Origin of the sequence: Shewanella sp. WE21 (assembly GCF_002966515.1) — a bacterium.
Classification (GTDB): Bacteria; Pseudomonadota; Gammaproteobacteria; order Enterobacterales; family Shewanellaceae; genus Shewanella; species Shewanella oncorhynchi.
Map to the genome: position 1 here is coordinate 2,442,974 of NZ_CP023019.1, position 20,564 is coordinate 2,463,537.

Sequence of the window (20,564 nt, forward strand, 5' to 3'; positions counted from 1 at the left end):
CCACTCAAAAGGGCTGAGTGGCATTAACAAGAAAACGAGAAGTGAATCGATGAATTAGCGCTAGGATTTTACGCTAGCGCCACTGCACGATTAGGTTATGCGATTAAAAATTAACGGTTTCTTCGTTTGAGCAAGGGCCGTTAGTTTCACATACTTTATAGGTGAAGCTTGCGCCAGCTAGGTCGGTGAAACGGTCAATAAACGATGAGCTGCTTGAAGTACCCACCGCAACACCGTTACGGAAGATAGTATACTCATCAGCGTTGTGACCATCCCATTCGAGTGCAACACGTATGCTACCGCGACGAGATTTATTCGCATTTTTAACTGTCATTTCTAACGCCACTTCTGGCACTTCAACCGCAAATTCTGCCGAAGTGCTTGCTGTTGCGCCATCGTTGTCTGTTACAGTCAGTGTGACTGTGTAGCTGCCTGACTGGGCATACTGATGATTGACACTCGCACCTGCGGCATTTGTACCATCACCAAAATCCCAGTTCCATGACGTCAGGTCGCCATCGCTGTCAGTACTGGTGCTTGTGAAGCTGCCGTTACCGTTAGCAAAGCTTGCAGTAAAGCCTGCGGTTGGAGCTTGGTTTGGTGTGTCATCGCCGTCATAAGCACCCACTAGGCTCACACCTGTGTAGCTGCTATAGCCGCTGACCATTACCCAATAAGTCCCTGTTTGAGCTGGATCAATAGCACAGCTTTCGGTATTACCTGACTTGTATGGACGGCAATCATAGCTGCTAGACGTTGGTGCTTGACCAAATTTAACATACATGTCCGCATCACCTGTGCCGCCTGACATATTGAAGCTCAGGTTAGTTGCACCGCTAGCGACATCTAGTTTGTAGTATTTTTTGCTACCTGACGCACCCGCCAAACCTGTTACAGCAACACCGTTGGCGAGCTCAGTTGCTTCTGGTGGTGGCGGTGGTGGTGGGGTTTCGCAAGGGGTGATACCCACTGCGGCAAACGCAGTGACCACATCGCTAGCATTTAAGCCTAAGTCAGTTGCGGCCGATTTAACACCACAGGCGCCTTGCCAGAATAAGCTGTCCGCCGTCCAATATAATTGGTTAGCGACTACAAATGTTTGGAATGCTTTGCGTGTATCCCAACCCGGTAAGTTAGCTAAAGTGTAGAAAGCTTTATTGAATACACCTGAACTGTGGTGCACGTCGATGCCATCATAGTAATCGTCGATATGACCGATTGAGATACCGTCTAAGGTTGGATCTGCCATGTAGCGCAGTGCACCGCTGCCTTTAAATATATCGGCGCCGACTAACCAGTCGTTTGTGCCGTGCATGTAAAATTCAGCGGCTTCACCCGCCATATCTGAGAAGGCTTCGTTCATGCCGCCAGATTGATCTGCGTAAACCAGCCCTGAGTTTTGTTCAGTGAAACCGTGGCTCACTTCGTGTGCCGAGACATCTAAGCTCACTAATGGGTGGAAGGTTGTTGCGCCATCACCGAAGGTCATAGCACTGCCGTCCCAGAAAGCGTTTTCGTAGTTGTTGCTGTAGTGAACTCGCATCGTTAACTGAAAGGTTAACGGTGCAGTGTTGTACCACTCGCTATACATCTTGTAGATCACGTTGCCGAAGTAGTGCGCATCGTTTAATGGCGAGTAAGCACCGTTGATCTCTTTGACTGTGTTTCGCGGACAAGTATAAGAGAAGGGTGTTGCGCCTGATGTGGCACCGTTTAGGTTAACGGTTTTCACGTTAGGTGAGTTCATGGTGCAAGTGTCACCGCTCACTTCAACGTCTAAGCTAGAAAAATCAGTACCGTATTCGTATTGGCCTGTCTTAATGTTACCGCCTGGACCTGTGCCGGTTGCAGCATGGTTAATCCCTTCCCAACGCTTAATCACTTCACCTGAGTGCGCGTCAACCATAGTGAATGGTCGGCTTGGCTCATCGCCATATACTACAAATGAGGTCACATAAACGAGGCGAGTTTTAGCGGCATCATCGAGGTAAAGCCATAATTTTGCTTGTTTGTTTTCAGCTTTTTGGCCTGCAACGGCTTTGTCAGACTTGCCACGGATCGCAATATCTAACGCTTTGTTAGCAGTTAAAGTGGGTTTGACAAAATCAGCCGACTTTTCAATATTTTTTAATACGCGGCCAGACATGTCGCTGTAAAAGCCCATGCTCGATTGTGACGTCGCAACAGAGAAACCATAAACAGGTACGCCATGGAAATATTGTTGTAAACGTTGTTTTTGCTTGCCTTGACCTAGGTTGAATTTTTTCTCGACTTTGAGTTGGCTACCTGCGTCTAAGCTGAACTGAGACACTAAGTTATTGCTTGAAGACGCGCTTCTAAGAGTGCCGACATCGACAACATCGGCAGCAAATGCGGATGTGCCTAACGTGGCCGACACAGCAATGAAGAGTAGCGACAGTTTTTTGTTTAGCATCATGCTTGAAATCCTTTTTCCGTTTTGTAAATAACGTTGGAATGCCATACAGCTTAACTGGCTCGGGCGAGCGTTTTTTTATTGTGATTTCTACAGGGTCGTCGGCATCCCTCTGCCATGGCCGAATAGAATGAGCTGTTGCTCAGGCGGAAATTCTCAGGGTTTTATTCTGCGCAAAGCGTGAATGACCGCATGACTCTAGATGTTATTTAAATGTAAAAGTATTAACAATCGTACAAAGGAACTATCTTCAACGTTCATTTAGACGCTTTTAAATCTGAATTAGGACTTTTGGGTAATAGCGATTTAGCCAAGCGGAAGGGTGATGCACTTGAGTGTTTTGCAGTAATTTAATGATTTATTTCAATTGTTTATTTTTTCAGTGTTCTTGAAAAGGCTTGATTAAGGATGGGTTGTGCGTTGGGATCATCATCCTATCAAGGTGTTGAGACCCTCTGCTTTGATTTATTCACTTAGAAAGACTCCATCGGAGTTGCCGCTGTTTGACATGCTCTTCAGCTTATTTCACCAAGGTAACTCTGTGCCATCGTAGGCAAAAAAACGCCCTGTTTGTGCGGGTGTAGCATTGGCAATGATGGGCAGTAAGCAGTTGGCGACATACTCAGGTGTAAACAGTTTGCCTTTGGGGACACTCTGTTGAAATGGCTGAGATAATGGCGTGTCTGTCGTGCCCGGATGCAGAGACAACACTACGCCGTGTTTCATGGTGCGTTGCCACTCAATCGACAGTGTTTTGAGAAACATATTCAGCGCGGCTTTTGAGGCGCGATAGCTGTACCAGCCCCCTAATTTATTATCGGTAATACTGCCGACTCTCGCCGATATCACCGCAAACCTTGCCGAGTGGCTTTGTGTTAATGCCTTAGCAAAGTGCTTTGCCAACATGATGCTGGGTAGGGTATTGAGCGTTAAATTGTGCTGGAAAAAGTCGATATCCAGTGACTGTAGGCTTTTTTCTGGCCCTTTATCTTGGGAGTGTAAGATGCCGACACAGTTAATAATCCAATCTAATTCAGTGAGTTGTTCACTTAGCTGTTTAATCTCAGCTTCATTGGTCACATCTAATGCATGCCATTGGATTTTCTCCTGCCTGTCTTGGGGAAGATGATGCCAGTAGGTGGCGTGCACGGTTGCGTTGGGATAGCTTTCTTGAATTCGCTTAACTATGGCTTTGCCAATACCCCCACTCCCGCCGACGATAAGTACTTTCATAGCAAACTCTCCCTATCCAAATATCTATATCAAACTCTTTATATCAAACTCTTTATATTAATGAGTCACGCTTAGCATTACTCAGCTACAAACGGTTTAGGTGAACGAGGTTGTGCTCGGCTGTGGCTAATATGGCATGCCTTACGGGCTCGTCCATCTTGTCCCATGTGTTGTACAGCATGCCGATCCTTGGATTTTGCGATAATCGCGCGCGGTGTTTGTCCATAAAGCGCCAATAAAAGCTATTGAACGGGCAGGCGAGTGTGCCGCTGCGCTCTTTTATCTTGTAATGACACCCGCTGCAATAATCACTCATTTTATTGATGTAAGAGCCGCTGGCGGCGTAGGGTTTAGTGCCGACAATGCCGCCGTCGGCAAACAATGCCATGCCGCGGGTGTTGGGCATTTCAACCCATTCGATGGCGTCAACATACACGCCTAAATACCACTCACCGATTTGATTTGGCTCGATTTCGGTTAATAAGCAGAAATTGCCGATCACCATTAAGCGCTGAATATGATGGGCGTAGGCAAAATCTAATGATTGAGATAAGGCTTGTCGCATGCAGCTCATCTTAGTGTCGCCATGCCAAAAATAATCGGGCAGTGTTCCATGGGCATCGAGCGCGTTAGTACTGGCGTACTGTGGCATATTCGCCCAGTAAATGCCGCGAACGTATTCTCGCCAACCTAATATCTGCCGCACAAATCCTTCGACTTGGGCGATATCAATCTCAGTATTCGTTTGATAACTGTCGATGGCCGCATTGATGACTTCTAACGGGCTGATTAATTTACTGTTAAGGCTGAATGATAGTCGACTATGGTACAAGCTCCACTTGGCGGGATGTTGCGCTGTCATGGCATCTTGAAAACGGCCAAAGGAAGGCAAGCAAACCTGACAAAAATATGTTAATAATTCGAGGCTTTGCGCACGGTTTATCGGCCAGAGTAATGGCGCATTAATGCGACCCATGGTCGGGATTTGGTGACGCTCAAGCCTAGCGCGAATTTCAGTCACATCGAGGCTAAACATTAATGGCTCAGGCAAGACCTTTATATCCTGAGTTTTAAGCTTCTGACGGTTGCTGGTATCAAAGTTCCACTGCCCGCCGAGTGGTTTCCCGTCATGCATCAAGATGTTGTAACGTTTACGCATGCGGCGATAAAAGTGCTCCATCATAATGTGTTTGCCGACGGGGAACTGCGCATCGATTTCGTCAAAGGGTAAGATAAAGTGTTCTGTATCGACACAGTTCACCACGGCGGTGTTGAGCTTAAGCTGACTCAATTGCTCAAGTAGGCGGTATTCATCTGGCCTTTGGTATTCAAACTTGATCGCGCCAACCAGTGTTACCTGATGTTGAATTAGCGTCAGTAGATCGCTAAAGCCTTGGGTGTCATCATGAGTGTCATCCAGATTCAAATAGAGCACTTGATGCCCTTGCGCGCGCAGCTCTTGGGCAAATTGTGCCATTGCCGCAAAGAAGGCACATATTTTTTGCACATGATGGGTCACATAAGTGTTTTCTTGGTGCAGTTCTGCAATCACATACAGCACTTGATCATCAACGCGGTTAAACCAAGAATGCTGGGCATTGAGTTGATCGCCTAAAATTAACCTGACTGTATGGAATTGCTGTAATTGCATTAAGTGGACTCGTTGAATGACTTTCGCGGTTAAGCATTTCGCGATGTAATATTGCCTGACATTACGAATTGGGTTGCAGTGAGGATCACAAAGCAGGGTATTTGTCGTGATTTCGACAAGGAGGTTTATCTAAACTTGGTTTGATAGCTTTTAAAGCAAAGTCAAAGTTGGGGGCTTCACCCCTTGATTTTCAATCAAGAGCCCTTGCCGAACAACGTCGATGTCTAACTGCCAGTTCACAATCTTTGGCTCTCGTTCGTACCGCTGTTTTCGCAGCACTCACCCTAGCGAAGTTACATGCATTAACTCTTTATTTATAAGCAGGGCTTCGTGCTTATTTGAAATAGCTAACGTTTCCGATGGTACATCCCCTATTAGGGTCTGTTGATCTTTGCTGTACAAATGTTGTTCAGCAATACATCGGCAGCCACATTAACATAAACGCCAGTGACACCATACTGGCGTAATTTCTTGCTAGCTTGTCATATCTTGTTGATATTGCTCGATAGTGCTTAATTCTTCCAAAAGCATTCTCCACTAAATGTCGATACCGATATAAGCACCAATCGACTCTTTCTTGAGGTGTATTCTTATAGCGGCGCCTTGGAATAACAGATTTCCCGCCTTTATTTGCGATAAGTTCACGAAAAGCATCGCTGTCATAACCTTTATCTGCAATGACGGTATCAACCTGCTTCAGGTGCTCAATTAAGCTGGGGGCGTGTGTAATATCGTGTTTTTGGCCTTCTGATAATTCGAAATAAATCGGTAATCCTCCGCTGTCGACGGCTAAGTGAATTTTGGTTGAATTACCGCCTCGACTTTTACCAATACTCTCATTACTTAGCGTCGCTGCACCTGCACTGTGCTGGTGAGCCCGCACTATCGAGCCATCAATAAAGACCCATTCTATATCAGCAAGGTTGGCTAAGGCCTTGAATAAATGTGCTAGAACGCCTTTCTTAGACCATAAATGAAACCGTCTAAAGACCGTGCTCCAATGACCGAACTCTTTAGGTAAATCTCGCCAAGGGATACCTGTTCTAAGGCGGTAAAGAATACCTTCGAATGTTTGTCTATGTTCAGGTTTGTCATAAACACGGCCTGTGCTTTTCATTAAATGAAATAGCTTTTCCCAGCGTGCATCGGTTAGCATAAGTCTTGGCATGGCTTGAGGTTATGGTTACTTTTGGCGAAGCAAATTATAACGTCTTGCCATGCTGTCTAAAAATCACTCTCGAAAGATCAACAGACCCTAATCAAATAAAGAATCCGAAAGCTAACTCGGCATCCATGCCTCGCTCACGCGATTTTCTTCAACGCCCTTCAGCAACTTCGCAGGGGAAGATGAACTTCTGAAGTTTTAGTGTTGTTTGTTAGTATTTAAAAAGAGTACTAACACTCCATTTTTAAAATTTAACAATGGGAGTCTAAATAACACGAGCTAATTCATATAATAAGGCTGGGGGAGCACGTTTTATATTACAAAAATGAGATTGGGTATCCTTAGATATAAAAACATCGGCCTAGACCGATGTTTTGGGGTTATCTGATGCAATAAAATTCACATAAACAGTGAGATAGCTAACCACTAATCCCAATATACTGTATAGACATGATAGCCAGCATACGGCTTAGGGGATAGTTGATGTTCGCCATAGGGCCAGCCTGTCTCCATTCCATCTGCCGCGATTCCTTCAATCCATTCTTCCACTTCCGCCAGAAGCGCACAGGTAAGAATATGAATGTTCTCAGCTGCAGGCCATAGCTCATCATCCTCAAGTGCTTCGGACCATTCATCGTGCATCCCAACATAAACACCTTGCACATCTGACCTATGTTCGATTTCTTTCAAGCAACGATAGATTTCTTTGATGGATGGTCGACCATAACCCCAATTATTGGGTGCGATAGACTCTTCATCTTCGTTTTCTAAAAAGTACTCATTTAATGTCACTACCGGACAGTGCTCTGGATCGGCGGTCGATAAGGCGCTTAATTTATTGAGTAATTCCGTTCTCGTTGTCACTGACAATACTCCATTTCTAAGATTTGTTTCCAGCGAAGGTTTAACTGTTTTATCACATATGCAGGGCTAATAATAAATCTGGCCATCCATTTTAGAGCAACAATATAATGCACTTTCAGGTTGCCTACAAAGAAGCTATTTTCAAGACCCCCAGCTTAAATGGCGTGGTAGTTAACCTCCGACTATGTTTTGATTAAGCATTAAACAAGGAGGTTTATATGCCGCGTCCTCTCAGAATTCAGATAAGCCTTGAAGACACTCCCTATTACCATTGCTATAGCCGCGTTGTGCGGCGTACTTTTTTATGTGGCGATGATGCCTATTCTGGGAAAAATTATGACCATCGCTGTAGTTGGGTTGAGTCACTACTGTTTGAACTTGAAGCCGTTTTTGCTATCGATGTTGCAGCCTTTGCGGTGATGTCGAATTATCTGCATGTGGTGCTGCCAGTCGATATCGACAGTGCCAATCGTTGAACTGACTGAGAAGTGCTGGAGCAGTGGCATTAGCTATTTAAAGACGATGAATTAACGCAAAAATCCGTTTAAGGAGAGCTAGTTGAGGCGCATGAGGTCAACCGATTATGCGATATTTCATGCCTAAGTTTTCAAAAGAGCGCGATGTTTGATTGAGCTAATAGCAAGACAAGCAAATCAAGAAGATAACTGTACAGGCCGCTTTTAGCAAGGACGGTTTAAACCACAGGCCTTACTTGATGAAGTTGCTGATTTAAAATGGTAGGCCTGATAATTTTCATTCCATTATCCTTGACCATGTGCTCGCGGTGTTCGCGCTTCCTTATGCTGCAAATGGCGCCATCGAGCGCTTAGGGATAACTCATTTTTAAATCAAAGTCGGCGAGTCACTGGCGTAATAGTCTTAATCGTTGGGTACATTGATCAAAAAGTTATTATTTTATAGTATGTTACTCAATTTTAATGCGTCACTTAACGCAGCAGGAGCTTAGTTCGTATGCGGGAATATGATGGGATTGAAAAGCGTTACCAAAGGCCAGATGCCGATTTAGCTAAAAGTTTGATGATTATCGAAAATTTATTGGGTTTTACGCCGCTAGAGGATAGGTTGGAATTTGATTTGTCTTTTTGGGCTGGCGGCTCAGGTGTATTCGATAAGTTGGCGGTTTCATGTTCTGTGACTCCCGAGCAAATGGAACTCGCTCAAGATAAGTTGAGGCTCTATTCCCCTGAGGCAGCGATAGTACTGGATGAATGGCGTGATGATTTTATTTGGCTAGTGGAGGATGAAGACGTTTGTGCCGATGTGCTGGTTAGGTCGGCTCATTTTATTAATAAGAATAAAGCGCCATTTCAAGATGTTTGTCTTAAAACGCAGTCCATTTATTTCGCTTATATGAGCGATGTGAATGGCTGGACTGCGGTATGGGGTCAGCAAGATAGGCTCAATTATGCTTATTTCTGCCAAGGATAGCCTTTATCTTTAAGTGATTACCGACAATCGCCTGTTAAGTCTTATTTACCAGTCCGTAATCAAGGGCGTAGCTTTCAAGCTTGGCATCGAGATCATCTAGATCTTTATAAAACTCGTCATCTAGCTTATCGAGTACGCTGTACAGGTCTTGGTTATCGGTTGCGGCTAAACGACGATCTCTGTCGATTGGTACTGGCTTTTCGCCAAACACGGCCTGTTTTGCTTGGTGCAATAAGTTTAACGAGTGGCTTGCTCCCATTTGGATAAGTCCACGTTCGGCGAAGGCGTAATGCTCACCTGAAGAGTTGTCGAAATACTGAATAAATCCACCATTATAGACTTCGCCAGATAAGCAGTTCACCGCATAGTAGTTTTGTTCCTCTGGTCTAAGCGTATAAAAACCTTGATCTTTGTTATGTACCCTTACAACAAGATCTCGCCAAAAGGCTCGAAAGGGACAGGTTTTATCGAGTTCACGCTCTTGTTGGTAGTATTCCTTCGCACGCTCGAGATTTGCACGTATGCCATTTTTGCAGGGCATGCATAAACCCTCATTTTTCTCGGCGGTACTCGGAAGGATTAAGGTGTTACATTCTTGGCAGGGGATTTTTTCCGACATGGTCTTTCCTTTGATACTCAAGTCAGTAAGAGAACTCACAGCTTCACAAGCTACCCATTGTTAAATTCTCTGTTTCTAGAGTTTACATCTCACAATTAAGCGTCTATTTACCTAACGTACTAGTTGTACTTTATATTCATCGCGATCAGTGGTTCGCGGGAGGCTTTTTCGGCGCGTAGGCGGGCGAGGTATTTTTCCCATAGATCCACTTGGTGGGTGGCGAGATCGTAGAGTACTTTCCAGGAGAATAGGCCTGTGTCGTGGCCGTCATCGAAGACGATTTTCACTGCGTAGTTACCGACGGGTTCAATGGCGCTGATGTTGACGTTTTTCTTGTGGGTGACCAGCTTTGGATTACCGTGACCATGCACTTCGGCCGAGGGCGAGTAGACTCTGAGCATCTCGCAGCTGAGCTGATATTGCTCACCATTATCGAAACTGATTTCTAGAATGCGCGATTTACGTTTCAGTTTAAGATCGGTGACATTGGGCGTTGCTGTGGTCATAGGTTGGCTACCAAGAAAATGCTAAGGATAGGATAACGACTCATTAAAATAACACCTGACTAATGTAACCACTCGCGGCCAAGGATACAAAGGGTAAGCGAGAGCCTTGGTCAGGCTTTTTCGTTTAAGTCACACTTTTGCATTTGAGTCGTTTACCGCCAAGTCGTTTGAGCTTGGCGGTGAACGGTTTAGTACTAGAGGATAAAGCGGCTGAGATCTTCGTCTTGGACTAAGTTGTCTAAGTGGGCGCTGACATAGTCGGCGTCGATAACAAAGGCGGAGCCCGATTTTTCCGATGCCTCGTAGGAGATATCTTCCATCAGCCTTTCCATCACAGTGTGTAAACGACGGGCGCCGATGTTTTCGGTGCGCTCGTTTACTTGCCATGCGGCTTTCGCAATGCTGTCGATACCCGATTCGCTGAATTCAACTTTCACGCCTTCTGTGCCCATCAGCGCGATATATTGCTCGGTGAGCGAGGCGTGTGGCTCGGTTAAAATGCGTTTAAAATCATTGGCTGATAATGCATCTAGCTCGACACGGATCGGTAAACGACCTTGTAATTCAGGAATTAAATCCGACGGTTTAGACATCTGGAATGCGCCAGAGGCGATAAACAGTATGTGGTCGGTTTTTACCATGCCGTGTTTTGTGGTAACAGTGCAGCCTTCGATGAGCGGCAGTAAGTCACGTTGCACGCCTTCACGGGAAACGTCTGGGCCTGAGGTTTCGCCGCGCTTACAGATTTTGTCGATTTCGTCGAGGAACACTATGCCGTGTTGCTCAACCATTTCAATGGCTTGTTCTTTTAAATCTTCTTGATTGACCAGTTTGGCGGCTTCTTCTTCGATCAATAGCTTAAAGGCTTCTTTGATCTTCATCTTGCGACGTTTTGCTGGTGCTTGGCCCATGTTTTTAAACAGACTTTGCAGCTGGTTGGTCATTTCTTCCATGCCTGGAGGCGACATGATTTCAACACCAATTTGCGGTTGGGCCACATCGATATCGATTTCTTTATCGTCTAATTGGCCTTCGCGTAGTTTTTTGCGGAAGACTTGACGGGTATTTGAGTTGGAATCGGTTTCAGTGCTTTCCCAGTCGTTTTTCGGCTTAGGCAACAGGGCATCGAGAATGCGCTCTTCGGCATTTTCTTCGGCGCGTTGGCGACACTTGCCCATTTGCTGTTCACGGGTCAGCTTGATGGCGATATCGGTCAAGTCGCGGATGATTTGCTCGACTTCTTTACCGACATAACCCACTTCTGTGTATTTAGTCGCTTCGACCTTGATAAAAGGCGCGTTCGCCAGCTTGGCTAAACGGCGGGCAATTTCAGTTTTACCAACGCCTGTTGGACCAATCATCAGAATATTTTTTGGGGTGACTTCTTGACGGAAATCCGCGTCAAGTTGCATCCGGCGCCAGCGGTTGCGCAGGGCGACAGCAACAGAACGTTTGGCCTTTTGTTGGCCAATAATGTGTGCATCCAGCTCGTGGACAATCTCACGGGGGGTCATTTCAGACATAATATTCCTCACGGGCTGTTTAGTAATTGAGTTCTTCAATCGTTTTGAATTGATTGGTGAATACGCAGATATCCGCGGCAATGGTCAGGGATTTTTCGGCGATTTCTAAGGCTGACAGTTCAGTGTTTTGCAATAGCGCAAGGGCCGCCGCTTGGGCATAGTTGCCGCCCGAACCAATGGCGACTAAGTCGTGTTCTGGCTGAACGACATCACCATTACCTGTGATGATCAGCGAGGTTTCCGCATCGGCCACGACTAACAGGGCTTCGAGCTTACGCAGCATACGGTCGGTACGCCAATCTTTGGCGAGCTCAACGGCCGAGCGCAATAAATGGCCTTGGTGCATTTCGAGTTTGGCTTCGAAACGCTCGAATAGGGTGAAAGCATCGGCGGTGCCGCCTGCAAAACCTGCCAGTACCTTGTTGTGATATAAGCGACGCACTTTTTTGGCGTTACCTTTCATGACGGTATTGCCTAGGGAGACTTGGCCATCGCCGGCGATGACAACTTGATTATTACGGCGTACTGATACGATAGTGGTCACAGTGAATCCTCTTCTGGCCCGCAGCAAAAGTTGCGGTGGATGATGGGATATATATGGGGATGGATGACAATAATTCAAGTAATCGCGGCAAATGCCAAAGGAGTTTGCGATCTTTCGCGCTCCTTTAGCAATAAAAATAAGCGCTTATTGGGAAAGGGTGGATCGACCTACAATAGTGCGGCCATCGAAGGGATAGTATTTAAGATCCCAGTTTTCACTGCCGAAGCTGCGATCGTCAGAGACATAGTTGAAAATGCAGTAAGCATTGGGATCTTTTATGTCGACGGCACCATACCAGTAAACAATGTCGACATTGGGAACTGTGCGCCAAGAGTATTGATCGGCAATGACAAATTCATTATTAGCCAAAAGACCTTGCCATAACTGACCACAATAATCGCCCTGCAATTTAGCACCGGCATCAGCGGTTGCAGTCTCTATTCCCAGTGGAAATCCTGTGGTGGTCGAGTCGAGTTTTCCGTCACCATAACAGGCGAGATCTTGGGTATAACCAGAGTGACCGCCCGCAAGCCAGCAACTGTGATAAAGCTTAACACCAGAGGTAAAGGCCGCAAATGCGGTTTTGGCTCTGGCATCGTGAGCATCTTGGCCTAGGTTTAAAAACCGTGGTGCTGCGACGACGGCCAAGATCCCAAGGATGATAATGACCACAACCAGCTCAATTAATGTAAAACCCTTCGATGACTGCAAACGACTCATATTGCTCACCTATTTGTTAGAGGACAATATTCTAACGGAACTTTGATTTGCAATCAGTAAGCCATTGATAATATTTAGTTGTTTAACATTGCTGTTACATGGTTATGCAGCAAGATGGCAAGCCATCACTTCACCCTTCAATGCAATCAGCCGAATGTAAACGGCTTATAAAGCCGTTTTGTCTATAACACGATAGCGGGTTTGTACGTAGCCATTGTCGTACTGCTGCGTGTGAATTGGCATTAATTGAATCGCTTGAGCTAAGTCACCAAAGAGGGGAATACCTTTACCCAGTAAAGTGGGGATGCGAGTGAGCGTGAGTTCCTGAATTAGCCCTGCCGCTAAAAAGCCTTGGATTGTTTGGCCGCCATCGATATAGAGATGCTTAAAGCCACGGGTTTTGAGTTGTTCGCTAATGCTTGCCGCATCGCCATTTAGCACTTGTACGTGCTCACTTAACGCCGACGGTACTGTTACGCCGCTGCGACTTAATACAAACACTGGGATATTTACATAGGGCCAATCACAATCGAAGGAGAGGACTTTTTCAAAGCTTTTTCGTCCCATTACAATCGCATCAATAGTGTCGATAAAGGCATGATAACCAAAGTCTTCATCGGGATTAGTACTGGGGTGCTGATTTAAAAAGTCGATATCCCCATCGGGCGTTGCGATATAACCATCGAGGGTCGTGGCAATAAAAACGGAGGCTTTCATTCATCTTCCTTAATGCTATTTTCGAGCGTGTTTCTCTAGTGATTCTTTCAGTGCCTGTTGCTGAGCTAGGCAGTCTTGTTTTGCTTTGCCCGACATATCGTTACACGTTTGACCTTTATCTGGGCCTTCCAATATGGCCGCCGCAACATAAACTGCGGCGTCGGCTGCATTGCATTCTTGTTTGCTGTAGGGGGAATTTGTATCACATTTTGAATTAAGCGGCCCAACGCAGCCACTCATACTGGCCAAGACTAAGGTGCTAAAGCTGAGTAATATTAAAGGTTTGAACATTCGCTCTTCCATGATTCTTATTATTTGAGACGGTTGGTAAGTATATAACTGCTTTGCAGACGGAACTAGAATTGGATCGTTCCATTTCTACTCTAGTTATTATCTTGGAGGAAGGTATTCGCGGATGGAAGAAAAAAATCCCCGAGGGCATAGTTACCCTCGGGTGGAGGTTCAAAAAGCAGTGGATTTCTTGAGCGCCTGCGGGGCACAAAGGAAGGAACCTATGGCTTGATTGTGCGGGTTGATACGATATTTAACAAAGCCAAATGCGCAAACTGCGACAGCTTGTCGCAGGCTGGATGAAAACTGTGTAGTTACGGTATCTTGAATGGTCGGGGTAAAAAGGGTTTAACGGTTAAATCCTTATGCGTGGCGAGAAGGCTTAACGATTTTTTAGTGACCACGGGTGATTGACTTATAAGACAGAATTCAGATTGCCTAAGTGTTGCACTAGCTCTGCCATATTGTTCACTTCGAGCTTTTTCATGATTTTTGCGCGGTGTACTTCAATCGTGCGCAGGGATAAAAACATCGCCTCCGATATTTGCTTGTTAGTCATGCCTTGGATCACATGGGCTAACACTTGCTGTTCGCGCTCGGTCAGTTGGTCAAACTTATGCTGCAGACTTTGCTGCTCGAAGGCCGCTTGGCTTTCACGCTGCGCCTTTTCAATCGCTTGTACTAATGCCTTACCCGATACGGGTTTTTGAAAAAAATCGCAGGCCCCCTTACGAAAGGCGCTTAACGCCATAGGTAAATCGCCGTGGCCAGTGAGAAATATCACGCCTAGCGGGCTGTGGGTTTCCAGTAATTTTTGCTGCACTTCTTGGCCGGTGATTTCCGGCATTCGGCTATCTAAAATCACGCAGCCCGCCTGTGATAATGCACAGTGCTCAAGGAAGTCGCGGCCGCTGTTGAAGGTTTGCACTTGATAGCCAAATTGTCCGAGCATAAAGCCCAGTGAATCCAGAATCGCTTCATCGTCATCGACTAGATAGAGTGGCAATTTTATCGACATGGTGTTCCTTGTGGGGCGGTAAGCATGCTATCAGCTTAAGCTGGGTACAGAGTGGGCTCAATTTTAAGCCTAGGTCTTGGGAGATACATCACTAAATTAGCCAATTCCCTCTGGGCATAAACCAGAGTTTGGCGGCATTTCACAGCTTGATTTTTATCTGCGAGCTAAAGTCGTTCCATGACAATGGCATATAAGAGTGGGTAATAGAGGCGATGACGATTGACTCTTGGTGTAAAGCGATATTGATGGGATTCTTGCTGAGTGTCATTGGGCTTAATCCGTCCTATGCCAACGAAGCGACAGAGGTGAACCATTTTAGAGTCGGAGTGCTGGCAAACCATGGCGTATTACAGGCCAAGCAGCGTTGGCAACCTATGATGGATTACCTCAGTGAGCAAGTGCCTAATAATCATTTTGAAGTCGTGCCTGTGGATTTTAATGGCATGCGTAGTCAGTTACTTGAGCATGATTTGCAGTTTATCGTCACTAACCCCGGGCAATATCTGCATCTAAGTAACAACTTCCCGCTGTCTTGGCTTGCGACAATGAAGAGCCGTAAGCATCAAGGCAGCACTTTTACCATAGGCGCGACCATTATTGTCCGCGCCGACAGCCCTATCCGCACCTTGCAGGATTTGCGCGGGCGCAATGTGGTCGCCAGTGATCCGCAGGCCTTAGGCGGGTATCAAGCGGCAATGGGGTTACTGCATAAAATGGGTTTTTTACCCGAACAGTTTTTTGGGCAAGTGCGCTTCCTCGGGTTCCCGTTAGAACCGCTTATCTATCAAGTCAGAGATGGCAGTGCCGACGCCGCAATAGCGCCTTTTTGTACCTTAGAGGAAATGATCGCAACGGGTCTTGTTAATCAGGTCGATTATCGGGTTATCCATCCTGCAACACCTGCAGGATATGATTGCGAGGTGAGCACTCAGTTATACCCAAACTGGTCATTCGCTGCGGCGGATACGGTTTCTCCTAAGCTGACGATGGCGATTACCCGCGCCTTATTCGATTTACCCGCCGATCATATTGCAGCAATTACCGCCGATACTTTGGGCTGGACTGCGCCCGTGAGCCAGTTAAAAGTGATTGAGTTATTTAAAGAATTACAACTACAGGGTGCATCACCACCACTTTATCAAACCGTATACAAATGGATGGCAAAAAATAAAGAATGGGGTGGCGCACTGTTGTTAATTTTCATTATTTCCACCATTTATCACCTGTGGCTTGAATATAAGTTTCGCCAGAAAAGTGAGTTTTTAGTCAGCACTGAGCGCCAATTAAAGGACAAGGCACTGCAGCTTGAGCGACTGCAAAGTGCGGCGATTCTTGGGGAAATAGGTGCAGGACTTGCCCATGAACTCAATCAACCTATAGCCGCCATTACCCAATACAGCGAAGGTGCCATGCTACAACTGGAAAGGCTTGGGCAAGATAATCCGGAACTCTATGATGTACTCGGTAAAATTAATGCGCAGTCGATTCGCGCTGGAGCGGTTGTACATCGTATTCGCGGTTTACTCAAACGGCGTCAGGCCAAGGCCGAACCTTTAGATATAGTGCCAGTGGTGAAAGAAGCTTTAGCTCTGTTGCGGCGCGAGCTAGACCGCGCGAATGTGCAAGTGAATGTGCGAGTGCAGGGTGAGCCCTTTGAACTGATGGGCGATAGCGTTGGTTTAAGTCAAATGTGGGTCAATTTAGTAAAAAATAGCTTAGATGCGTTAGAAACCTGCGGCGATAATCGTGTGCGTCAATTATGGATCGATATCTATTATCATCCAAATGAAATCAAAGTGTTAGTTATTGATAATGGCGAAGGGCTACAGGGGCAGGCGAGTGAGTTGATGGCATCTTTTGCCTCAACCAAAGATGCGGGATTAGGCCTAGGTTTAGCCATCTGTAAGGATGTGGTTACCCGCCATCACGGCAGCATTCAAATCGAAAACTGTCAGCAATCCACGCAAGCTTTACTCCCTTGGCAACAGGGCTGTGTGGTGACAGTCGTACTTCCCAAGGGATAAATTACCATTAGGGCAGTGGATAGTTTTGGGAGAACTGGCTGAGCTTTTCTACTAAAAACTCTATGGTGCGACGGATCTTATGGCTGGGATAATCGGTTTGTAGGTATACCAATTGCAGTGGGATCGGTGGGGCTATTTTATCGGCTAGCACTAAGTGGAGTCTGCCTTCGGTTACATCTTGCGCCACATCGAGCCAGCTCTTATAGGCAATCCCACGACCAGATAGTGCCCAGTCGCGGATCACTGCGCCATCGTTACAGAAACGTTGGCCCCTGACTTCGATTTCAACGGGGGCGCCGTTATGACTTAACTTCCATTTCTGCCATGGCTCACCGCCGCGATTTAAGATCAGTACTGCGTGTTGGCTAAGTTCATTTAGCGTGCTTGGTGTGCCGTGTTGTGCCAGATAAGCGGGTGAGGCGACCAGTACCCTTGGGGTCATGGCGAGCTGACGCCTTTTAAGGTTTGAGTCGTCAAGTTGACCATAGCGCAAAGCCAAATGGATATTTTGGTCGATTAAGTCTGTCATATGATCGCCAAAATACAGCTGCACTGTCAGTTCTGGGGCGCTGTCCATTAATTCATCGAGCCAAGCACGGATCTGGCTGCGACCAATATCCGAAGGTAACGCGAGGCGTACTTCGCCCTTAAGCTCACCCCTGTGTTCGGCTAAATTGGCGCTGGCGGTTTCGAGAATCGCCAGTGCGGGTTTCGCAGAATCGAGAAAAATCCGCCCTTCTTCTGTGAGCTGTAAGCGCCGCGTCGAGCGAGCAAATAGCTGACATCCTAGCTTTTTCTCTAATCTTTGCAGCGCGGCACTTGCCGCTGCCGGCGTCATGCCTATTTCTTTACTGGCTGCCGAGAGACTCTCTAAGGCTGCGATACGCAGCGCTAATTGCAGATCGTTTAAATGATACATATCAAATTATTTTTGAAAATGATTTTAATAATAGCCTGATTATCAATATAGATTAACTAATGCACAATTGCACCACTGATGTTTCATCTTAATTTCTGGTTCGGAGTGTGTATGAGTCTATTCATGTCTTACAAATTAGCGTCACTGGCATTAAACAATCGCATTGTGATGGCCCCTATGACTCGGGCGCGTACTACGCAGCCAGGCAATATTCCTAATGATCTGATGGCGCAATATTATGCCCAGCGCGCCTCGGCGGGGTTAATCATCACAGAAGCGACACAAATCTCCGATGACAGCCAAGGTTATTCATTTACGCCGGGCGTGTATACCGCTGAGCAAATTGAGGGCTGGAAAAAAGTCACAGCGGCAGTGCATCAGGCTGGTGGTAAAATCTTCAATCAAATTTGGCATGTTGGCCGTGTATCGCACCCGATTTTTCAGCAGGGTAATGCCCCGATTGCGCCATCAGCTATTGCGCCCGTTGGCACTAAAGTATGGATTGTGGATGAAGCGCATCCTGAAGGGCAAATGGTGGATTGCCCAGAACCTAGGGCTATGGTGCAAGCGGATATCGACCGCGTTGTGGCCGATTTTGCACAGGCGGGAGTGAATGCGGTTGCGGCGGGTTTTGATGGCATCGAAATTCACGGCGGCAATGGTTATCTGATTGACCAGTTTTTACGCACCAATTCAAACCACAGAACTGATGCCTACGGCGGTACTCAGGAAAATCGCATTCGTTTTTTACTCGAAATTGTCCAAGCCGTGAGTGCGAAAATTGGTGCCAATAAAGTCGGGGTTCGCCTCGCCCCTTACGTGACGTTTAAAGATATGGCGTGTCCTGAAATTGTAGACACTATTCTGTTAGCGGCTAAGCATTTATCGGCATTGGGCGTGGCATATTTACATCTTTCAGAGGCTGATTGGGATGATGCGCCGCAGGTGCCAGAGTCCTTTAGAGTCGAGCTGCGTAAAGTCTTTAAGGGCAGCATTATTGTTGCGGGTCGCTATGATGTGGCGCGTGCCAATGAAGTGATTGATAACGGTTATGCGGACTTAGTTGCCTTCGGTCGACCTTTTATTGCAAATCCTGATTTGCCTTACCGTTTAATGCATCAATTGCCTTTATCTGCATTCGACAAAGGGCCCTTGTTTGGCGGTAGTGCAGCGGGTTATACAGATTATCCTACACACAACGAAGCATTGAGAGCCGTCATCCGCTCCGCTGACGATGAGGTGGCATAATGGATCGGGTTAACACTTTGTATGTTCAGCGCTTACCCGCTTGGCTCAGTTTAAGTCTATGGTTTTCAGGCTTTATAGGTATCGCTATTGTGGGTTTTAGCTTAGCAAGTCTGAGCATGGATGCGTTAGCCGCTCAAGGGGCAACAACACAGGATAGTGCTAAAGTGCGAGCGGCGTTAGTGCCAAAAGTGGCGGCAATGGAAACGATTTCTGATCAATCACCGCAGGCACAAGCTATCGCCCGCGCCGCTTTGTTATATGCCAGTTTTTGGCACACGGGCGATGCAAGTTTTGCCCACGGCGCATTGGCGACTGGTTTTATCGACCGTACTCTGCCCGCTGGCCGCGCACAGGGAATCACGGGTCCACTCGAAGCCTCAAAGGCATTTAGGGCAGCGGTCCCCGATCTCTCTGTTTCAGTTGAGCATTTGCTAGTAGTTGGCGATCGTGCAGTGGTACGTCTGCGTTTTAATGGCCGCTTTACTGGTGTCTTTGGTGAGCAAAAAGGCCAAGGGCAGAAAATCGATTTTCGTGCTGTTGACATGTATCGAGTACGGGATGGTTTCATCACAGATAACTGGCACCTTGAAGATTATCAAACGCTATTGTCTCAATTAGCTGCAGGGACTCAATCATGAATCAACGTCGACGATTTTTAATGGCAGGTGGCGCCATCGCTGCAGGGTTCGGCCTAAGCCAAACGGCGCTTGCTATTGGTTTACCATCATTAGATACCTTAGAAAATGACTCCAAAAGTTCAGGTGGCAGTGGGATGAACAAAATATTTTGGCCAAGTGGTGAGCAGTTAGTGATTTCAATCTCAATGCAGTTTGAAGCAGGTGCTCAAGATAAAAATGCCGAAGGGCCGTTTCCGCCGATGGAAAAGGGCTATCCAGATACCATCACCCCGACTTGGTACGACTACGGTATGAACGAAGGCATTCCAAGACTGCTGCGTTTGTGGCGTAAGCACAATATCAAGGTGACTTCTCACATGGTTGGGCGCGCCGCTGAGCTACATCCTCAACTTGCCAAACAAGTTGCAGATGAGGGGCATGAGATTTCGGGCCACGGACAAACGTGGACGCCACAGTACAGCATGTCGCCAGCAGAGGAACGCGCCTCCTATGTGGCGAGTATTGAGACGCTGCAAAGGATCACTGGTCAGCGCCCCTTAGGTTTTAATGCCTTTTGGATGCGCCATAGTACTCAAACCCTCAATATTTTGCAGGACTTAGGTTTTATTTATCACATCGATGACCTATCGCGGGACGAACCTTCAATTATCCCAGTAGGAAATAAGCTTTTTGCGGTTGTGCCTTACACTTTACGTAACAATGATATCGGACGTTTTGCTGGCAACACTGCTATGACGGCCACGGCCTTTTTGCAGGAACTAAAGGATGAGTTCGATATGCTCTATCAAGAAGGTTCGACGCAGCGACGGATGATGTCGATCAGTGTGCACGACCGTATTGGTGGCGCTCCTGGACTTGTGACCGCTTTAGATAAGTTTATTCAGTACGCTAAAGATCACACCAATGTAGGCTTTATGCGTAAAGATGCCATTGCTAAATGGGCGCTGGCGCAAAAGGACACACCGACCAATCCTGCAAGAACATTTTAGCCTGCTGTAGCT

19 protein-coding genes and 1 pseudogene are annotated in these 20,564 nt (G+C 46.6%); 6 read left to right on the top strand and 14 right to left on the bottom strand.

Annotation, left to right across the window (positions count from 1 at the left end; translation table 11 throughout):
- Positions 1 to 103: 103 nt before the first annotated feature.
- The 5 genes from CKQ84_RS10635 to CKQ84_RS10655 all read right to left on the bottom strand — a co-directional run bounded on the left by CKQ84_RS10635 (position 104) and on the right by CKQ84_RS10655 (position 7,347).
- Complete coding sequence (locus CKQ84_RS10635) at positions 104 to 2,437, bottom strand: M4 family metallopeptidase (RefSeq protein WP_105251232.1); 2,334 nt, start codon at positions 2,435 to 2,437, stop codon at positions 104 to 106.
- A 522-nt stretch (positions 2,438 to 2,959) separates the two neighbouring features.
- The gene (locus tag CKQ84_RS10640; protein WP_105251233.1) at positions 2,960 to 3,667 is read right to left on the bottom strand and encodes an SDR family oxidoreductase; all 708 of its coding nucleotides are present in this window, start codon (positions 3,665 to 3,667) and stop codon (positions 2,960 to 2,962) included.
- Between the two features lie 85 nt (positions 3,668 to 3,752).
- A complete protein-coding gene (locus tag CKQ84_RS10645; protein WP_105251234.1) occupies positions 3,753 to 5,318 on the bottom strand; it encodes a cryptochrome/photolyase family protein in 1,566 nt (521 codons plus the stop codon).
- 409 nt (positions 5,319 to 5,727) lie between these two features.
- A complete protein-coding gene (locus tag CKQ84_RS10650; protein ID WP_011071076.1) occupies positions 5,728 to 6,486 on the bottom strand; it encodes an IS5-like element ISSod6 family transposase in 759 nt (252 codons plus the stop codon).
- 423 nt (positions 6,487 to 6,909) lie between these two features.
- Entirely contained in the window at positions 6,910 to 7,347 is a 438-nt protein-coding gene (locus CKQ84_RS10655; protein ID WP_105251235.1) for a hypothetical protein, read from the bottom strand.
- 218 nt (positions 7,348 to 7,565) lie between these two features.
- Here CKQ84_RS10655 and CKQ84_RS10660 point away from each other — a divergent pair.
- Together CKQ84_RS10660 and CKQ84_RS10665 are read left to right on the top strand one after the other, a co-directional pair.
- Positions 7,566 to 8,028, top strand: a pseudogene (locus CKQ84_RS10660) (transposase); the annotation flags it as partial.
- Between the two features lie 291 nt (positions 8,029 to 8,319).
- Positions 8,320 to 8,796, top strand: coding sequence for a hypothetical protein (locus tag CKQ84_RS10665; protein WP_105251236.1), 477 nt, complete (start codon positions 8,320 to 8,322; stop codon positions 8,794 to 8,796).
- 34 nt (positions 8,797 to 8,830) lie between these two features.
- Here the strand turns inward: CKQ84_RS10665 and CKQ84_RS10670 are convergent, their stop codons facing one another.
- The 8 genes from CKQ84_RS10670 to CKQ84_RS10705 all read right to left on the bottom strand — a co-directional run bounded on the left by CKQ84_RS10670 (position 8,831) and on the right by CKQ84_RS10705 (position 14,734).
- Positions 8,831 to 9,415: a DUF4375 domain-containing protein gene (locus tag CKQ84_RS10670; protein ID WP_105251237.1), complete on the bottom strand. Its 585-nt coding sequence runs from the start codon at positions 9,413 to 9,415 to the stop codon at positions 8,831 to 8,833.
- 119 nt (positions 9,416 to 9,534) lie between these two features.
- Complete coding sequence (locus CKQ84_RS10675; RefSeq protein ID WP_063883307.1) at positions 9,535 to 9,921, bottom strand: gamma-butyrobetaine hydroxylase-like domain-containing protein; 387 nt, start codon at positions 9,919 to 9,921, stop codon at positions 9,535 to 9,537.
- 194 nt (positions 9,922 to 10,115) lie between these two features.
- On the bottom strand, positions 10,116 to 11,444 hold the full coding sequence (hslU, locus tag CKQ84_RS10680; protein WP_105251238.1) for an HslU--HslV peptidase ATPase subunit: 1,329 nt from the start codon (positions 11,442 to 11,444) through the stop codon (positions 10,116 to 10,118).
- 19 nt (positions 11,445 to 11,463) lie between these two features.
- A complete protein-coding gene (gene hslV, locus CKQ84_RS10685; protein WP_006083300.1) occupies positions 11,464 to 11,988 on the bottom strand; it encodes an ATP-dependent protease subunit HslV in 525 nt (174 codons plus the stop codon).
- 144 nt (positions 11,989 to 12,132) lie between these two features.
- The gene (locus CKQ84_RS10690) at positions 12,133 to 12,708 is read right to left on the bottom strand and encodes a type II secretion system protein (RefSeq protein WP_105251239.1); all 576 of its coding nucleotides are present in this window, start codon (positions 12,706 to 12,708) and stop codon (positions 12,133 to 12,135) included.
- Positions 12,709 to 12,873: 165 nt separating this feature from the next.
- Positions 12,874 to 13,425: a dihydrofolate reductase family protein gene (locus CKQ84_RS10695; RefSeq protein ID WP_105251240.1), complete on the bottom strand. Its 552-nt coding sequence runs from the start codon at positions 13,423 to 13,425 to the stop codon at positions 12,874 to 12,876.
- A gap of 15 nt (positions 13,426 to 13,440) precedes the next feature.
- Entirely contained in the window at positions 13,441 to 13,716 is a 276-nt protein-coding gene (locus CKQ84_RS10700; protein WP_105251241.1) for a hypothetical protein, read from the bottom strand.
- A gap of 415 nt (positions 13,717 to 14,131) precedes the next feature.
- Positions 14,132 to 14,734: a response regulator transcription factor gene (locus CKQ84_RS10705; protein WP_105251242.1), complete on the bottom strand. Its 603-nt coding sequence runs from the start codon at positions 14,732 to 14,734 to the stop codon at positions 14,132 to 14,134.
- Positions 14,735 to 14,946: 212 nt separating this feature from the next.
- Here CKQ84_RS10705 and CKQ84_RS10710 point away from each other — a divergent pair, with 212 nt between their 5' ends.
- Positions 14,947 to 16,758 (top strand): PhnD/SsuA/transferrin family substrate-binding protein, encoded by a 1,812-nt coding sequence (locus CKQ84_RS10710; protein ID WP_173913173.1) that lies wholly within the window; start codon positions 14,947 to 14,949, stop codon positions 16,756 to 16,758.
- A 7-nt stretch (positions 16,759 to 16,765) separates the two neighbouring features.
- On the opposite strand, the gene CKQ84_RS10715 is transcribed toward CKQ84_RS10710, so the two are convergent.
- On the bottom strand, positions 16,766 to 17,677 hold the full coding sequence (locus tag CKQ84_RS10715) for a LysR family transcriptional regulator (RefSeq protein WP_071938732.1): 912 nt from the start codon (positions 17,675 to 17,677) through the stop codon (positions 16,766 to 16,768).
- Positions 17,678 to 17,788: 111 nt separating this feature from the next.
- Between CKQ84_RS10715 and CKQ84_RS10720 the strand changes: the two genes are divergently transcribed.
- From CKQ84_RS10720 to CKQ84_RS10730, 3 genes are read left to right on the top strand one after another with little or no spacing between them, the layout of a single operon-like run.
- Positions 17,789 to 18,925, top strand: coding sequence for an alkene reductase (locus tag CKQ84_RS10720; RefSeq protein WP_105251243.1), 1,137 nt, complete (start codon positions 17,789 to 17,791; stop codon positions 18,923 to 18,925).
- Positions 18,925 to 19,563, top strand: coding sequence for an ester cyclase (locus CKQ84_RS10725; protein WP_105251244.1), 639 nt, complete (start codon positions 18,925 to 18,927; stop codon positions 19,561 to 19,563). Before CKQ84_RS10720 ends, CKQ84_RS10725 begins: the two co-directional genes overlap by 1 nt.
- Complete coding sequence (locus CKQ84_RS10730; RefSeq protein ID WP_105251245.1) at positions 19,560 to 20,552, top strand: polysaccharide deacetylase family protein; 993 nt, start codon at positions 19,560 to 19,562, stop codon at positions 20,550 to 20,552. The genes CKQ84_RS10725 and CKQ84_RS10730 overlap by 4 nt, the downstream gene beginning before the upstream one ends.
- Positions 20,553 to 20,564: the final 12 nt, after the last annotated feature.

Excerpts from the sequence above, each read along its gene's own strand:
- CKQ84_RS10725 (WP_105251244.1), top strand. The coding sequence starts at position 18,925 with ATGGATCGGGTTAACACTTTGTATGTTCAGCGCTTACCCGCTTGGCTC.
- CKQ84_RS10635 (WP_105251232.1), bottom strand. The coding sequence starts at position 2,437 with ATGATGCTAAACAAAAAACTGTCGCTACTCTTCATTGCTGTGTCGGCC.
- CKQ84_RS10705 (WP_105251242.1), bottom strand. The coding sequence starts at position 14,734 with ATGTCGATAAAATTGCCACTCTATCTAGTCGATGACGATGAAGCGATT.
- CKQ84_RS10645 (WP_105251234.1), bottom strand. The coding sequence starts at position 5,318 with ATGCAATTACAGCAATTCCATACAGTCAGGTTAATTTTAGGCGATCAA.
- CKQ84_RS10690 (WP_105251239.1), bottom strand. The coding sequence starts at position 12,708 with ATGAGTCGTTTGCAGTCATCGAAGGGTTTTACATTAATTGAGCTGGTT.
- CKQ84_RS10695 (WP_105251240.1), bottom strand. The coding sequence starts at position 13,425 with ATGAAAGCCTCCGTTTTTATTGCCACGACCCTCGATGGTTATATCGCA.
- hslU (WP_105251238.1), bottom strand. The coding sequence starts at position 11,444 with ATGTCTGAAATGACCCCCCGTGAGATTGTCCACGAGCTGGATGCACAC.
- CKQ84_RS10715 (WP_071938732.1), bottom strand. The coding sequence starts at position 17,677 with ATGTATCATTTAAACGATCTGCAATTAGCGCTGCGTATCGCAGCCTTA.
- CKQ84_RS10665 (WP_105251236.1), top strand. The coding sequence starts at position 8,320 with ATGCGGGAATATGATGGGATTGAAAAGCGTTACCAAAGGCCAGATGCC.
- CKQ84_RS10710 (WP_173913173.1), top strand. The coding sequence starts at position 14,947 with ATGACGATTGACTCTTGGTGTAAAGCGATATTGATGGGATTCTTGCTG.
- CKQ84_RS10700 (WP_105251241.1), bottom strand. The coding sequence starts at position 13,716 with ATGTTCAAACCTTTAATATTACTCAGCTTTAGCACCTTAGTCTTGGCC.
- CKQ84_RS10675 (WP_063883307.1), bottom strand. The coding sequence starts at position 9,921 with ATGACCACAGCAACGCCCAATGTCACCGATCTTAAACTGAAACGTAAA.
- CKQ84_RS10720 (WP_105251243.1), top strand. The coding sequence starts at position 17,789 with ATGAGTCTATTCATGTCTTACAAATTAGCGTCACTGGCATTAAACAAT.
- CKQ84_RS10730 (WP_105251245.1), top strand. The coding sequence starts at position 19,560 with ATGAATCAACGTCGACGATTTTTAATGGCAGGTGGCGCCATCGCTGCA.
- CKQ84_RS10670 (WP_105251237.1), bottom strand. The coding sequence starts at position 9,415 with ATGTCGGAAAAAATCCCCTGCCAAGAATGTAACACCTTAATCCTTCCG.
- CKQ84_RS10650 (WP_011071076.1), bottom strand. The coding sequence starts at position 6,486 with ATGCCAAGACTTATGCTAACCGATGCACGCTGGGAAAAGCTATTTCAT.
- CKQ84_RS10640 (WP_105251233.1), bottom strand. The coding sequence starts at position 3,667 with ATGAAAGTACTTATCGTCGGCGGGAGTGGGGGTATTGGCAAAGCCATA.